The sequence below is a fragment of the Leptotrichia sp. HMT-225 genome (genome assembly GCF_030644325.1).
GTDB lineage: Bacteria > Fusobacteriota > Fusobacteriia > Fusobacteriales > Leptotrichiaceae > Leptotrichia > Leptotrichia massiliensis.
The window spans coordinates 2,314,804-2,330,652 of sequence record NZ_CP130323.1 but is presented as its reverse complement, the minus strand read 5'-3'; the positions used below and the strand labels follow the sequence as shown (position 1 = coordinate 2,330,652).

General features: G+C 31.3%; 12 protein-coding genes and 1 pseudogene. All 13 read left to right on the top strand.

The window, feature by feature from the left end; all coding sequences use genetic code 11:
• Window positions 1-51: 51 nt before the first annotated feature.
• The 13 genes and pseudogenes from QU666_RS11140 (at window position 52) to QU666_RS11080 (ending at window position 15,833) form a co-directional block, all read left to right on the top strand.
• On the top strand, window positions 52-972 hold the full coding sequence (locus QU666_RS11140) for a DDE-type integrase/transposase/recombinase (protein WP_304984836.1): 921 nt from the start codon (window positions 52-54) through the stop codon (window positions 970-972).
• A 63-nt stretch (window positions 973-1,035) separates the two neighbouring features.
• Window positions 1,036-1,386, top strand: a pseudogene (locus QU666_RS11135) (transketolase); the annotation flags it as partial.
• Between the two features lie 225 nt (window positions 1,387-1,611).
• Window positions 1,612-2,493, top strand: a complete 882-nt coding sequence (locus QU666_RS11130) for a transketolase family protein (RefSeq protein WP_304984835.1) — start codon at window positions 1,612-1,614, stop codon at window positions 2,491-2,493.
• Between the two features lie 88 nt (window positions 2,494-2,581).
• Window positions 2,582-4,075: a phosphoglucomutase gene (locus tag QU666_RS11125; RefSeq protein ID WP_036071164.1), complete on the top strand. Its 1,494-nt coding sequence runs from the start codon at window positions 2,582-2,584 to the stop codon at window positions 4,073-4,075.
• Window positions 4,076-4,348: 273 nt separating this feature from the next.
• Window positions 4,349-4,978, top strand: a complete 630-nt coding sequence (locus tag QU666_RS11120; protein ID WP_021769488.1) for an adenylate kinase — start codon at window positions 4,349-4,351, stop codon at window positions 4,976-4,978.
• A 211-nt stretch (window positions 4,979-5,189) separates the two neighbouring features.
• Entirely contained in the window at window positions 5,190-5,963 is a 774-nt protein-coding gene (map, locus tag QU666_RS11115) for a type I methionyl aminopeptidase (protein ID WP_021769487.1), read from the top strand.
• Between the two features lie 46 nt (window positions 5,964-6,009).
• Window positions 6,010-6,387 (top strand): DUF1304 domain-containing protein, encoded by a 378-nt coding sequence (locus tag QU666_RS11110; RefSeq protein ID WP_036071158.1) that lies wholly within the window; start codon window positions 6,010-6,012, stop codon window positions 6,385-6,387.
• A 533-nt stretch (window positions 6,388-6,920) separates the two neighbouring features.
• A complete protein-coding gene (gene der, locus QU666_RS11105) occupies window positions 6,921-8,246 on the top strand; it encodes a ribosome biogenesis GTPase Der (RefSeq protein ID WP_036071155.1) in 1,326 nt (441 codons plus the stop codon).
• 38 nt (window positions 8,247-8,284) lie between these two features.
• Window positions 8,285-9,475 carry an AI-2E family transporter gene (locus QU666_RS11100; protein WP_021769483.1) on the top strand — a complete coding sequence of 397 codons (1,191 nt, stop codon included), beginning with the start codon at window positions 8,285-8,287 and terminating at the stop codon, window positions 9,473-9,475.
• 28 nt (window positions 9,476-9,503) lie between these two features.
• The gene (locus QU666_RS11095) at window positions 9,504-9,986 is read left to right on the top strand and encodes a MarR family winged helix-turn-helix transcriptional regulator (RefSeq protein WP_021769482.1); all 483 of its coding nucleotides are present in this window, start codon (window positions 9,504-9,506) and stop codon (window positions 9,984-9,986) included.
• 44 nt (window positions 9,987-10,030) lie between these two features.
• Window positions 10,031-11,368 (top strand): TrkH family potassium uptake protein, encoded by a 1,338-nt coding sequence (locus QU666_RS11090; protein WP_021769481.1) that lies wholly within the window; start codon window positions 10,031-10,033, stop codon window positions 11,366-11,368.
• A 14-nt stretch (window positions 11,369-11,382) separates the two neighbouring features.
• On the top strand, window positions 11,383-12,045 hold the full coding sequence (locus QU666_RS11085) for a TrkA family potassium uptake protein (RefSeq protein WP_021769480.1): 663 nt from the start codon (window positions 11,383-11,385) through the stop codon (window positions 12,043-12,045).
• A gap of 101 nt (window positions 12,046-12,146) precedes the next feature.
• Window positions 12,147-15,833, top strand: a complete 3,687-nt coding sequence (locus QU666_RS11080; protein ID WP_021769479.1) for an LPS-assembly protein LptD — start codon at window positions 12,147-12,149, stop codon at window positions 15,831-15,833.
• The last annotated feature ends 16 nt before the right edge of the window (window positions 15,834-15,849 follow it).

Sequence of the window (15,849 nt, the reverse complement as noted above, 5' to 3'; positions counted from 1 at the left end):
TTCTGATATAATGTAAGCCTACCAAAACTACATTAAGGAGAAACCTTTCATATGAGTAGTATATCAGAAATATACCGTGTTCGTCAACGGGCAATTGAGTATGCAATAAAACATAATAATAATTCAAAGGCAGCAGTGAAGTATAAGACATCACGTCAGCAGATAAAACGTTGGAGAGATAGATACGACGGCACAGTCCAATCTCTTCTGCCAAAAAGCAGAAGACCTAAAAGCCATCCAAACCAGCACACGCAAGAAGAAATAGAACTGGTTATGAAAAAATACAGGAAATTTGGCTATGAAGGGCTGGCAGAAGTTTATGTCAAAGCAAGAAAGGAAGGCTACAGCCGTACATACGATTCAATGTGCAGGATAATAAGGAAAATGAAGGGCAATGCCAAAGAAAAGCCTAAAAAGCCGCATAAAAGAAAAAAGAAGGTTGAACAGGCTAAGTACCCTGGGGAAAGAGTACAGATAGACATAAAATATGTTCCGGAAGAATGCATACAGTTTGGTAAACGTGACCAGAAGTATTATCAAATAACGGCATTAGATGAATATACAAGAAAAAGAGTGTTAAGGATAGCAGATGAAAAAAGTACCTATCAGACTGCAAAGTTTCTAGAGAACTTGGAAAAGGAGCTGGGATTTGACATAAAGAAAGTTCAGACAGATAATGGAAAAGAGTTCACAAATTCTGAAAGTGATAAGAAAACGCTGTTTGAGCTGAAACTGGAGGAGAAGGGGATAGAGTACGGGACAACTCGTCCATATTCGCCATGGGAGAATGGAAAAGTGGAAAGAAGCCACAGGCTTGACAGCAAGTACTATGGGGACAAGAAATTTAAAAGCAAGGAAGAACTGTTAAGGTCAATAAAGAAATACAATACAAGATACAACAACATATCGAGAAAAGTACTAGGCTTTAAGAGTCCAAATGAAGTATTAAAAGAGTACAAGCAAAATCATTAGGTTAAAGCTACATTAGGAAAGAAATATTTTTTTTAATATATTTTTGTAACAAATGTTTGACATCTATACAAAGCGGTTATGACATCTGCACATTACAAGCTTGACAATTTAGTTGCGATAGTTGACTATAACAACTTGCAGATTGACGGAAAAGTTTCGGATGTAATGGATGTCGCTCCAGTTGGGGAAAAGTTCAAGGCTTTCAAATGGAATGTAATTGAGATTGACGGACACAATTATGAAGAAATCATAAATGCTCTTGATACAGCAAGAACAGTAAAAGGACAGCTAACAGTTATCGTTGCGAATACTGTAAAAGGAAAAGGGGTTTCATTCATGGAAAATAACGCTGGGTTCCACGGGGCTGCTCCAAATGATGAAGAATACAAGAAGGTAATGGAAGAATTGAGTTAATAATAGCAAGGGAAATCAATCGCCATTTCCCTTCATTTCGCAATAATAGCTATTTTAACATATTTAACTAATGGAATATTAAAGAGAATGACGAAAGTGCTACGCACTAACCCTGGCTTGTGGAATAGTATTAGAAAGTTTTTAAAAATAATGAAATAAAAAATAGGAGAATATGAGAATGGAAAAAAATCAACTAGAGTAGCTTATGGAGAAGCGTTAGTTAAATTGGGAAAAGTAAATAAAGATGTGGTAGTGCTGGAAGCAGACTTGTCAAAATCAACAATGACTGCGTATTTTAAAAAAGAGTTTCCAGAAAGATATATAAATGTGGGGATTGCAGAAGCTGATATGATTGGAACAGCGGCAGGTATTGCAACGACTGGAAAAATACCGTTTGCCTCAACTTTTGCACATTTTGCGGCGGGACGTGCTTTTGATCAGATTAGAAACTCGGTGGCGTATCCACAATTGAATGTTAAAATTTGTCCAACTCACGCAGGGGTTTCGTTAGGAGAAGATGGAGGTTCACACCAGTCAGTTGAGGATATGGCTTTAATGCGTGCAATTCCAGGAATGGTAGTGCTATCGCCAGCAGATGCAGTAGAAACGGAAAAAATGGTCTTTGCAGTGGCTGAATATGAAGGGCCTGTATATGTAAGACTTGGAAGACTGAATATACCAGTATTATTTGATGAAAACTATAAATTTGAAATAGGGAAAGCTGCAACTTTGAGAGAAGGAAATGATGTAGCAATATTAGCAACTGGTCTTATGGTATCAGAAGCTCTTGAAGCAGCAAAATTACTAGAAGAAAAAGGAGTAAAAGCAAGAGTGGTAAATGTTTCTACGATAAAGCCGTTAGACACAGAAACAGTTTTAAAAGCAGCAAAAGAATGTAAATTTATTGTAACAAGTGAAGAACATTCTGTAATTGGGGGACTTGGAAGTGCAGTTTCAGAATACTTGTCAGAAGTTCATCCTACAAAAGTTTTAAAACATGGAATACAGGATGTTTTTGGACAAAGTGCGGATGGAGAAACTATGCTTACGAATTACGGGCTTAGAGCGAAGGATATTGCAGAAACAGTGCTAAATAATTTAAAATAGTAAATAGGTGAGCAATAATAGAAAAGCCATACTAATTTTCATAATGAAGAGAATAGGTATGGCTTTACTTAAAAAGAGAGGTATTTTTATGGATTTAAAAAATATGGTAAGCGGGACTGATATTCGGGGAATAGTTTCAAAATACGAGGATAAGGACATTAATTTATCTGAAAAGGAAGTTGAGTTCATAGCAAAAGGATTTGGGCTTTGGATAACTGAAAAATGCGATGAAATCGCAAAGGCTGAAAACAGAAAGGTTAAAGTGGCAGTTGGATACGATGCAAGGCATACAGGACCTAAATTTTCAGAAGTTATAAGAAAGGCCTTGATGGAAATGGGAATTGATGTATATGACTGCGGAATGTCAATAACACCGTCGCTTTTTATGGCTACGATATTTGAGGATTATAAAGCTTATGGCGCAATGATGATAACTGCCAGCCATTTACCGAGCTACTACAACGGAATTAAATTTTTTACGAAAAATGGAGGGCTTCAAAAAAGTGATGTTAATGAATTTCTAGAAATGGCCGAAAAACAAGAAGAAAATTTGATTAAAGAAGAAAAAGGTGTAGAAATTCTAAAAAATCTGGCAGATGACTATGCTTCATATATATGTGAACTAATAAAAAATAAAATTGGGAAAGGGGATAAACCTCTAAAAAACCTACGGATAGTGATAGATGCAGGAAATGGAGCCGCGGGATTTTTTGCTGAAAAGGTAATAGAAGTATTAGGTGGAGATACTGCTGGAAGCCAATTTTTAAATCCTGATGGTAACTTTCCAAATCATATTCCAAATCCTGAAGCAAAAGAAGCGATAGAATCAATAAAAAAAGCAGTTCTTGATAACAATGCAGATTTTGGAATAATATTTGATGCAGATGGAGATAGAAGTGCCTTTATAGATAAAAATGGACGTGAAATTAACAGAAATAATCTTATTGCATTGCTTAGTGAAATATTGTTAAAAGAGCATTCTGGCGGAATAATTGTAACAGATTCGATTACATCGGCAGGGCTAAAAGAATTTATAGAAAACCGTGGCGGGATTCACCATAGATTCCAGCGAGGATACAAGAACGTAATAAACGAATCTATAAGACTGAATAATGAAGGAAAGTATTCTCCTCTTGCTATAGAAACGTCAGGACATGCCGCATTTAAAGAAAATTATTTTCTTGATGATGGAGCATACATGGCTGCAAGACTTTTGATTCAGCTTGTAGAGAGCAGGGAAAAAGGGGTTGAATTTACAGATGTTCTAAATGAGCTGTCTGAGCCTGCTGAGGAAATAGAAATAAGAATTCCTATAAAAGATAAAGATTTTCGAGCTCGTGGAGAAAAAATCGTGGAAAACTTTAGGGAATATGCTGGAAAAAAAGAAGGTTGGAGCCTAGAAATGCCTAACTACGAAGGTGTAAGAGTAAATGCCGGTCAAAAAAGCTGGTTTTTAATCAGATTGTCACTGCATGAACCACTTTTGTGCGTTAATATAGAAACGGAAAAAGAAGGAATGGGGAATGAGATTTTAGAAGAATTGAAGGATTATTTTAAAAAATATGAAAAAATGGAAATTTAAGAAAAAATAAAAAATAAAAATTTAAAAAAAGGTATTGATAAAATTTATAAATGTGGTAAAATATAGAAGGGTTTATTACCCACTCTAACTTAAATTAGCTAAAATTCTTTAGCAGAAAAAACTGATTAAATTCAGTTTTTTTTTCTTTTTTGTTATTTTTTTGAAAATTTAAAAAAGAAAATTGAAAAATGGCTTTTAAAATGTTAAAATTAGATGTGAAAAAATAAATTTGGAAAGGAGCGGTATTTAATTTTAAATATCGGATAAATAATTATGAATATAGTGTTATTTGGAGCACCGGGAGCAGGAAAAGGGACTCAGGCAAAGGAATTAATTCAAAAATATGAAATTCCTCAAATTTCAACAGGAGATATTTTGAGAGCCGCAATTGCGAATAAGACTCCGTTAGGACTGGAAGCAAAAAAATTGATGGATGAAGGAAAATTAGTTTCTGATGAAATCGTAAATGGGCTTGTGGAAGCAAGACTTCAGGAGGAAGACTGTAAAAAAGGATTTATTTTGGATGGATTTCCAAGAACAGTGGCTCAAGCTGAAGAACTTGACAAAATTTTGGAAAAATCAAACAGAGAAATTGAAAAAGTAATCGCACTTGAAGTTAGTGATGAAGAAATTATCGAAAGAATCACAGGAAGAAGGGTATCGAAAAAAACTGGTAAAATTTATCACATAAAATACAATCCGCCAGTTGACGAAAATCCAGAAGATTTGGAACAAAGGGCAGACGATAATGAAGAAACAGTAAAAAAACGTTTGGCAGTTTATAACGAGCAGACAGCACCAGTATTGGACTTTTACAAAAAGCAGAATAAAGTTTACAGCGTAGATGGTGCAAAAAAACTGGAAGAAATTACAAAAGATATAATTGATATTTTAGAAAAATAGTAAATATTTTCAAAATTATCTAAGGTTAAATTGGTAAAAATTAAGAAACTTTAGAACTTGAATTTAATTTTAAAGTAATATTACTAAATTTATTTGATGATTAATAAAATTTTATTTTTAAAAGGATAAGACTTTTTGTAAAAAAGTATTGAACTGTCAAATATATCTACTAAAAAATAAAAAAAGAATTTAGAAAGAAGAAGTACAAAAAATGATAATTTATAAAACATTGGATGAAATAAAAAAAATAAAAAAAGCTAATGAAATAATCGCAAGACTTTTTGAAGATGTATTGCCAAAACACGTAAAAGCTGGAATCAGCACATACGAACTGGACCAGATCGCTGAAGACTACATTAGAAGCCAAGGAGCAATTCCAGGAACTAAGGGTTACGATGTAGGTCGTCCATACCCTCCTTATCCAGCCGCAACTTGTATTTCTGTAAATGAAGTTGTCGTACACGGTATTCCAAGCAAAAAGCAGATACTGAAGGAAGGGGATATTCTGACAGTTGACACAGTTACAGTGCTTGATGGCTATTTTGGCGATGCAGCAATTACTTATGCTGTGGGAGAAATTGATGAAACTTCTAAAAAACTTATGGAAGTTACTGAAAAAGCAAGAGATATTGGGATTGAAGTGGCACGTGCCGGAAATAGAATTGGAGATATTGGGCATGCTATTCAGGAATATGTGGAAAGTTTTGGATTCTCGCTTGTAAGAGATTTTGCAGGGCATGGAGTAGGAAAGGAAATGCACGAAGATCCAATTATTCCAAATTATGGAAAAGCTGGAACAGGGGCTAAAATTGAAGATGGAATGGTTATTACAGTTGAGCCGATGGTAAATGTCGGTACTTATAAAGTAAAAGTTCTATCGGATATGTGGACTGCAGTTACCAAAGATGGAAAACGTTCAGCCCAATATGAACACAGCCTTGCTATTATTGATGGAAAGCCTGTAATTTTAAGTGTAAGAGATTAAGTTAAAAATAAAGAACATAAAAATATAAAGAAGGGAGAGAATTATTTTGAGCATACTGGCACTCATATTAATATTATTTGTGGCAATTGAGCATTACTATATATTAATTCTTGAAATGTATTTCAATGAAAGTGAAACTATACAACGAAATTTTGGACTTGATTCAAAATTCTTAAAAGATGAGCGTGTAAAAAAAATGATGGCAAATCAAGGATTATACAACAGTTTTCTTGCCTCAGGATTAATATGGAGTTTAACTGAAACTGGAGAATTTCAAATTCAAATTGCAGTTTTCTTCCTGATTTGTATTATCTGTGCAGCTGTTTATGGTTCTGTCACAGTTTCCAAAAAAATATTTTTATTGCAGGGACTTCCTGCCCTAATGGCTATTATTGCAGTATTGTTGCCGTTAATAGTTTCATAATTTTGATTAGATTTTTAAAAATACGCCTAAACTGGAGAATTGGAGTTTGGGTGTTTTTTTGTGTGAATAAAAAGAGAAATGGGAAATTAATTTTCTTCATTGCAAAGTTTGTTTTTATTTTAAGAAGTTGTCTAATAATTTTAAAAATTTATGAAGATATAGAATTGATAATTTTAGAATAATAGCAGAAATAAAAAATGAAGAACTTATAATATTAGTAATTTAAATAGGAAAAAGAAGTAATGTATATAAAAATTAAAAATATTTACAAAAAGGCTGAAGATAATGCTCTAGTCTTTATTTTATTTGCACTTTTTCTGTAATATCAGTAAAAAAGACTAATAAAAATACAAAAAATGTGATAAAATATATTGTATATTCAAATTCTTCTAAAATTATTTGAATATTTTTGAGAGGAGATTGATAAAAGTTAGGAAAATTAAATAAAATTAAGTTTTAGGAATTTTTTGTAAATTATAAAAAATTGAATTGATAATTTAAAGGGAAAAAATAAATAAAAAATGGAGGAAAATATGAAACATACAGTAGCGATTGTTGGTAGACCTAATGTGGGGAAATCAACATTATTTAATAAGCTGGTGGGTGACAGGCTGTCGATTGTAAAGGATGAGCCAGGAGTTACTAGAGACAGGCTTTACCGTGAGATGGAGTGGAGCGGGAAAGAATTTATTTTAGTTGATACAGGAGGGCTTGAGCCACGTACAGAAGACTTTATGATGGGAAAAATTAAGCAGCAAGCACAGGTTGCAATTGATGAGGCGGATGTAATTATATTTCTAGTGGATGGAAAGGCTGGGATTACTGGGCTTGATGAGGATGTGGCAACAGTACTTAGAAGACAGGATAAAAAAGTTGTTGTGGCTGTAAATAAGATTGACAATTATATGCATGATCAGGAAAATATTTTTGAATTTTATGGACTGGGATTTGAAGAAGTTATTGGAATTTCTGGAGAGCATAAGACGAATCTTGGGGATTTATTGGATGCTGTAATTAACAAATTTGAAGATAAAAAAATAAAACAAACTGAAAACGGAATTAATATTGCAATTCTTGGAAGACCAAATGCAGGAAAATCTTCACTTGTAAACAAACTCTTGAATGAAGAACGTTCTATTGTGAGTGATATTGCTGGAACAACAAGAGATACAATTGATTCTAGTTTGAGATATGATGGAGAAAATTATACATTGATTGATACTGCTGGAATTCGTAGAAAGTCAAAAGTAGAAGACGATGTTGAATATTATAGTGTACTGCGTGCTATAAAAGCGATAAAAAGAGCTGATGTGTGTGTGTTAATGCTCGATGCGACAGAGCTTTTGACAGATCAGGATAAAAGGATTGCTGGAATGATTTATGAGGAAAGAAAGCCAATTATTATTGCAGTAAATAAATGGGATTTAATTGAAAAAAATAATAATAGTGTGAAGGAATTTACAGAATTGGTAAAAGCTGATTTGGCCTTTTTAGATTATGCACCAATTGTAACGATTTCAGCAATGACAGGAAAGAGAACACTGAATATTTTAGAGCAAGCTAAATTTATTAATGAAGAATATCATAAAAAGATAACGACAGGGCTTCTGAATCAGATTTTGGCAGAAATGATAGCACAAAATCCAGTACCTACAAGAAAGGGAAGAGCAGTAAAAATAAATTATGCAACACAAGTAAGCCAAGCACCACCAAAATTCGCATTTTTTGCCAACAATCCAGAACTAATACATTTCTCTTACCAAAGATATATTGAAAATAAGCTAAGGGAATATTTTGGATTTGAAGGATGCCCAATTGATATTGTATTTAACAAGAAAAGTGAAAAAACCTTTGGATAGATAAAAAATTGATAGATAGAAAAAGGGAGATTAATCAAATGAAATTTTATGATGAGGAAAAACTGTTAAAAATAAGAAATATTCTGATTGTAGCAGTGTTGATGCTTTTGACAATTTTGTTGTTTTTTAGAGTTTATGACAATTTTGCAAAACCAATAAGACTTGTGACAAGCACTATTTTTCCATTTATTCTCTCATTTGTAATTGTGTACTGCCTTATGCCTTTTATTGATATGATAAGTGAAAAGGATAGAATTAAGAACAGTAAACTTGATGAGCTTGAAAAAGTGGAAAAAATGAATATAAGCAATTCAGAACGAAGAAAAAGAATGGAATTATTTAATAAAATTTCTTATGAAAATAAGAAAAAAAAAATTCAGTTAAACCGTACATTTGCAATTTTACTTGTATTAACTATGTTTTTTATAATTTTTCTTTATATAGTTTTAACGATTGTTCCGATATTTACAAAGCAAGTATCAAGCCTTATTGACTTTTTACTAAAAAATCAGGAAAAGCTACAAAATAATTTTTTTGGATTTCTTGAAAGTAATAACATCGATTTAAGAACGTCTATAATGAACTCTAAAGATATAATTGTAACAAATATAATAAAAGTGCTAGGTTCAAGTTTTTCATTAATGAGCAGCACATTCAGTTTATTATTTATGACACCTATTTTTACAATAATGTTAATTTTTAGCTATGATAACATTGAAAATGGAGTTAAGCGAATTTTACGAAATATGGGAAGAGAAGACTTAATAGTACTTATAAAGAATATGGATGAAACTATTGGGAAATATATTCTTGTGACAGCTTTGGACAGTATGATAGTAGGCGTAGTATCGTTTGTGATTTTTTATTTTTTGAAAATGGATTACAGTCTTCTTTTTTCAGTAATTATAGGATTTGGAAACGTTATTCCATTTATAGGACCTTTTATTGGTCTAATTCCAGCGATATTGTATGCTTTTACAAAATCATTTAAACTTGTGATTTTGATAATTGTTCTAATTACAATTGTCCAAACAATCGAAGCCAATATTGTGAAACCATGGCTTACAGGAAAATCAGTGGAAATGCATCCAATTACAACTCTTCTAGTAGTTCTTGTGGGAGGAGCTTTGTTCGGAATTGGAGGAGCTTTTGTCGCTATTCCTGTGTACATTATTATCAAACTTACGTGGTTATTCTGCTGGGAAAAATATGTAGTAAAGAATAAATAGCAAACGAAGAAAGGAAGGAAGTGAAAATATGACTAAAGGAAAAATGGAAATTCAGAAATGTATTTATTTTACGATTTCAAAAATGTTTAGAATGATTAATAAAATGGCGGAGGAATCATTTGAAAAGCTGGATATTTATCCAACGCACGGATTTCTTATGATTATATTAAAAGAAGAAGCAGAAGGATTGACTGTAAATCAAATATCAGAAACTTTGGCAATAGCTCCCTCAACAGTTACGAGATTTGTTGATAAGCTAATTTCTAAAGGGTATGTAGCAAGGGAAAAAGCTGGAAAAAACTCCTTTACAAAAATAACAGAGGAAGGCTTAAAAATTATGCCTGAGATTTATAAGGCATGGCATGGAATTTCAGAAAAAGTCGAAGAAGTTGTGGGAAATGAGGAATACTTGAGAAAAGCAGGAGAAGATTTAAGAGAGTTTGCAGATAAAATAGGAAAAGATAAGAAATATGATCAGGTTTGTGAAGATTTTGACTTTTGGATCATTTAAAAATTAAAAATAATTTTATATAAACAGAAAGTTAGGCGATTCTGATGTTAGTAAAACGAAAGAAAATTTCCCCTTATACCATAATCTTAGTATCATTTATAATAATTATATTAATAGGCGGCTTTTTGCTTTCTTCGCCAATTGCAATAGAAAATGGACAAAGGACAAATTTACTTGAAGGCATGTTTACAGCGACATCGGCTGTCTGTGTAACAGGACTTACAGTAAATGATGTAAGCAAGGTTTATAATTTATTTGGCAAAACAGTTATTATGGTATTAATTCAGCTTGGCGGGATTGGAATTATCACGTTCTCAACAGTAGTTGTGGCAATGATTTCAAAAAAAGTTGGATATTTTGCTAAAAAGCTGATACAGGAAGATATAAACACAAATACAACATTTGAAATACAAAAATTTGTAAAAAAAGTTTTGACTACGGTTTTTATAATAGAAATTATCGGGGCTGCAATATTATTTTTAAAATTTATAAAAATATTTGATTATAAGACAGCGGCTTATTATGCTATATTTCATTCTATTTCTGCATTTTGTAATGCCGGATTTGCATTATTTTCAAATAATTTAAGTGATTTTAAAAACAGCATAATAATAAACACTGTAATTCCTGTCTTAATTTTTTTAGGTGGAATAGGTTTTGCAGCAATTCTTAATATTTATCAATATTTTCTAAAAAAAGATAAAAGGCTTACTACTACTACAAGAATAGCTATAAAAATGTCAATTTTTCTAATAATATTTGGGACAATTATAACATTTATCCTAGAATATTCAAACAATAAAACATTAGGAACATTGCCATTTTTTGAAAAGATAGGAGCCGCCTTTTTTCAAAGTGTAACAACAAGAACGGCTGGATTTAATACAATTTCCATAGCTGAACTGCGGGAACCTACAGTTTTTCTGTTTGTAGTATTAATGTTTATCGGAGCCTCACCTGGCTCAACAGGTGGTGGAATAAAAACTACTACAGCCGGATTGATACTTTTTGGAATAATTACAACTATAAAAAATAAGGAACATCTGGAATACAACAAGAGAAGAATCAGCTGGAAAATATATAATAAAGCTATGGTTATTGTTTTTATATCAATTATGTATGTTGCTGTAGTATTATTTTTATTAATTTGGCTGGAGGATATAAGAGTTATAGAATTAGGATTTGAACTGGTATCTGCTTTTGGAACGGTGGGATTATCACGGGATTTAACGCCGCAATTATCGAGCATTTCTAAACTGTTAATTATGATTACGATGTTTGTTGGACGAGTCGGGCCACTAACAATAACATTGGCCTTGTCCAGAATGAAAAATCCAAAAGGAAGATATGTTTATCCAAAGGAAGACATTTTGATAGGATAAGGAAGAGGTGAAAAATGGCAGGATATTTAGTAATTGGGCTTGGAACATTTGGTAGAAGTGTAACTCAGACATTATATGAAAATGGTAAAATGGTACTGGCAATAGATCAAAGGGAGGATCGTGTACAAAAGGTAATTGATGATGAAATCGCAAGTGATGCAATTACATTGGATGTGACAGACGAAAATTCAATCAGGAAAGTAATAAATGATGACTTTGACACTGCTTTTGTCTGTATTGGAGACAATACCCAGTCCAGTGTATTTGTTACGGTAATTTTAAAGGAAATGGGAATAAAAACTATCATTTGTAAGGCAAAAAATGAATTACAGGGGAAAATTTTAAAAAAGATTGGTGCAACTTCCGTTGTTTATCCAGAAGAAACGATGGCCAAGGAAACAGCACTTGGGGTAATAAGGCCCAATATAACGGAACATTTTAAATTTTCAGAAAAATATAGAGTGTTTGAAATAAAAGCACCAAAGGATTTTGATGGAAAAAATCTTATAGAATTAAATTTGAGAAATAAATATGAAATGAATATTATCGGGATAAAAGATGAAAAAGAACTAAATATTATGCCACTTCCAAATATTATAATAAGAGAAAATAATGTACTATTAGTTATCGCAAATATAGAAAAAATGATGTTATTTGGGAAAAAATACGTTTTGTAGTAAAAAACTTAATTAAAGCCTTTCAAATGTAAAATAAATTGTTATAGGTATAAAAGTATGGTATAATTTAGCAAAAATCTAATGTATAAAAGGTTGAAAAAATGAAAAGAATGAGATATAAAATATTGTTTATTTTACTGTTTTATATTATACTTTTTGGCAAGTTAAATGCTGCTGGAGAAGTTATAGAGCTGGAAACAGAAAAATCTACAATTAATCTGGAAACAGAAGAAATAAATACCGAAGGTAATGTTACTGTAAAATATGGAGATTTTACAATAAATGCAGATAAATTAAAAAAGATTGCCAATAAAAACATTCTTTCAGGATCTGGAAATGTTGAATTTATTCAAGGTTCTCAAATTATAAAAGCTGATAACCTTATTTTTGATATGGATACAAAATTAGCAAAAATATTTAATTCAGAAAGTTATGATTCAAATGTTAAACTGCGTTATGGTGGAGAAGAAACGCTAGCTCAAGGAAATAAGCTAATTTTTATAAAAAATGGTTGGTTTACAACGAGCCCTTATGAAAATCCAAGCTACAAAATAAATGCAGATGAGCTGGAAATTTACCCAAATAGAAAAGCCATTGCAAGAAACATAGGTTTTTTTGCAGGAGGAAAAACTTGGTTTAAATTACCATATTATGTAACTTCGTTAAAACCTGCTTCGCAACGGGCAACATTATTTCCGTATGTTGGGATGGATAGCGACAGAGGACTTTTTGGAATTATGGGGTTTGATTATGATTTAGGACCTCTTGCACAGGGATTTGTAGATTTTGAGTTAAGTACAAAGCAAAAGCTAGCTTTAAAATTTTCAAATGATTATGCTTTCTGGGGAAATAATTCAGGAAATATATTTGTAAATAGAATTGTTGTTCCTATCGGAAATCATAAAAAAGAATGGGATTTTAAATGGAATCACAAGGTTAAAAATACTCCTAAAAAAGCTAAGGAAGATAGACAATTTTATGACACAGGTTATGGAATTTGGAATTTGAATTATCAAAATATTACAACAAATTTAATGTATGCTATTAATGGAAATGAGTTAAAAGATGATTATACAGATTTTGTTGATAAGTATAGTCATATTGGATTTTGGGATTTCAATATTAATCAGGAACTTGGACAAAATGGTGAGTTTAATGCGAAATATTACTGGACACAGAATAAACATGCTCTTAAAGCATTGACAGAGATAAATGACAAAATTGTAGAAGCAGATAATTTAGATCCACGTAAAACTGACGTTGATTTATATAAAAGCATAAAGTATACGAATGGAAATTCAAATGTTTCAATAACAATTGACAATGAGGATTTTCGTGATATTAATCCAGGATATATAGGAGATTTGAATTCCTATAGAAAAAAGAGAAGCTATGGAATTGATTTTAGAGGACCTAAATTAAAATTGGATTATTTAGACTCTGACAAGGATGAATATGGAGAGCTTCTTGGTATGCGTGATAGAGGTGAAGACAATACAGTTCATTGGGTTCAGAATGTTGCGTATGACAAAAGAAAAGAATGGGGATTAACTTTTGGAAATTATTATCCATTTAGAGAGAGTGATTTTTTTGGATACCAGCCTAAAACAGGTTATCAAAATTTGACAAATACTCTTTATTTTGGTGCACAAGTAAAACAAGTTGATATAAGAAAAAAAGAATATGAGTATGATTATACACGTGATAATGAAAATTATAATTCGTTATTTTTAAATTCTGCAACAACTGACGAAAGTCGGATTTATAAAATATATCAGGATAATGAAATAATTCGCCGTCCTAAAAAAATTCTTTATGAAAAATATAGATCGCAAAGATTCAATACAGGTAATGATAGAATTGATATTCCACTAAAAAATTCATTTATTGGTTATAATTTGGCATTTGAGAATCGTGATTACAGCAGTTTACCAGTGCCTGAATTTAGAAATGGACGAAAAGTGGAAGATTTAGATTCCCAAACTGGTTATAAAGTTGCAAGAGATGCAAGTGGAAAAAGTATAAAACAAAGTCCATCAATGAGAATTTTTACTCTTGATACAAGATTATTTACAACACTTTTTGATAATACATCGAAAAAAAATAATAAATATGATGTAAAAGTTACAAACGATGCAACAGTTACTTTCCAAAAAACGACAGCTGGAGGAGCAATGTATGATGGTTTTGACATTGTAGAAGTTCCAACAAATGCATTGGGACTTAGAGATGATTTTAAGTATCAGATTGGAAATGTAACATTCAATTATAACTTGACAATGAGGGATGACAGACATTTTAAAGATAATTGGCTAAAAAATAGATATATTAGAAATTATTTTAAGGCTGATATTGCAAATAAAAGGTTTGTAAGCCTTGATTTTTCAAATAATGAGCAGTATGAGTTTGAGAATTTTAAATCTGAAAGAGATTTTAACAGAGAAGTTCAATATGGTTATCTATCTGATGCTGGAGATAATTTTTTATACAGATTTAATGAAAAAAATAAACAACTATTTCCATACAACACAAGTCTTGGTTGGAATCAAAAAGTTTATAAGGAATCTTTAAAGGAAAGAACTTTTGGAGTCAACTTTAATGAGTGGGGATTTGAATACACTAATTCAGTAAATAAAGCAAACGATATTTATGGAAATACAGCAACTTTTGGTTTACCAGCATTAAAATTAAAAACGAATTATCATAGATTAGGATTTGTTTATGATACTTCAAAAATGAAAAATAAGAAATTTGAATCAGACCATTATTTTAAAATAAACTTTGGATTTGGTAAAAAGGTATATAGAGATTTAAATAATACTCCGATTATTACTTCGGATGATAGATATATTCGTGGGAATGATTACACAACAATAGGGTTTCTATATAAATATGAAAATAATGCTAAACCTAGATATGCAGCTGATTTAGATAAAAAAGAAAAGGAAAAAAATAGAGAAACTGAAATTGATACAACTGAGAATCAAATAAAAAATACAAGTATGGTAAGGAATTCAAATACTCAAGAATTTTCTATTAGTAATGCCAATAAAAATTCGATTGATAAAATTTTGGTAGATAGTAACGATAGATTATTTTTGAGCAGTGAGGAAGAAGAAGCATACAAGAGTTATGTAGAAGAAGAAAATTATCGTCAAAATAAATTTAGTCTAAATGATTTTAATTCAAAACTTCAAAATTTAAGAAGCCGGAAAAAATATTTCCAAATTGGGATGGATATGCAAATAGATGGTTCTGATGCAGCTAATCCAAGTGGAATGAAAGGATTTGACAAAATCAATGATTTAACATTTAAGGTTGAAGCAGGATATTTGGAAAAGATGTTTGTTAGATATGCTTTCATAATGGAACGACCTGATCGAATTTATAGAAATAATGCAACTCGTAATAGTACATTTGATTTTAGAAAACATGAATTTGAAGGAAAATACATGTTTTCAAATGATCCTGATAAGCCTTGGTGGGTTGGAGGAAAAATTCAATATGTACAAAATGGAGCACCAAAATCTTCTGATCCAGAAATTTATGAAAGTTCATGGTATGCAACAAAAGTTAATAAATTAACTTTAGGAATGGCAACTTTAAGTCATAGATTTGAAAATATTGAATGGGAAATTGGAGCAGGAATGAAATGGGATAAACCAAGCAATAAAAAGTTAGGATACTATCCAGTAGTTTCATTAAAATTTGGGGTAACACCATTCCCAGAAAAAAATGCACAGTTTAAATATTCTGGAAAAGGATTTGAATTTGGAGCCGGATTATAAAATATACAATACTGAA

Bases quoted from the DNA above. Each gene is read 5' to 3' on its own strand.
- QU666_RS11140 (WP_304984836.1), top strand. From the start codon at position 52: ATGAGTAGTATATCAGAAATATACCGTGTTCGTCAACGGGCAATTGAG.
- QU666_RS11125 (WP_036071164.1), top strand. From the start codon at position 2,582: ATGGATTTAAAAAATATGGTAAGCGGGACTGATATTCGGGGAATAGTT.
- QU666_RS11120 (WP_021769488.1), top strand. From the start codon at position 4,349: ATGAATATAGTGTTATTTGGAGCACCGGGAGCAGGAAAAGGGACTCAG.
- map (WP_021769487.1), top strand. From the start codon at position 5,190: ATGATAATTTATAAAACATTGGATGAAATAAAAAAAATAAAAAAAGCT.
- der (WP_036071155.1), top strand. From the start codon at position 6,921: ATGAAACATACAGTAGCGATTGTTGGTAGACCTAATGTGGGGAAATCA.
- QU666_RS11100 (WP_021769483.1), top strand. From the start codon at position 8,285: ATGAAATTTTATGATGAGGAAAAACTGTTAAAAATAAGAAATATTCTG.
- QU666_RS11095 (WP_021769482.1), top strand. From the start codon at position 9,504: ATGACTAAAGGAAAAATGGAAATTCAGAAATGTATTTATTTTACGATT.
- QU666_RS11090 (WP_021769481.1), top strand. From the start codon at position 10,031: ATGTTAGTAAAACGAAAGAAAATTTCCCCTTATACCATAATCTTAGTA.
- QU666_RS11085 (WP_021769480.1), top strand. From the start codon at position 11,383: ATGGCAGGATATTTAGTAATTGGGCTTGGAACATTTGGTAGAAGTGTA.
- QU666_RS11080 (WP_021769479.1), top strand. From the start codon at position 12,147: ATGAAAAGAATGAGATATAAAATATTGTTTATTTTACTGTTTTATATT.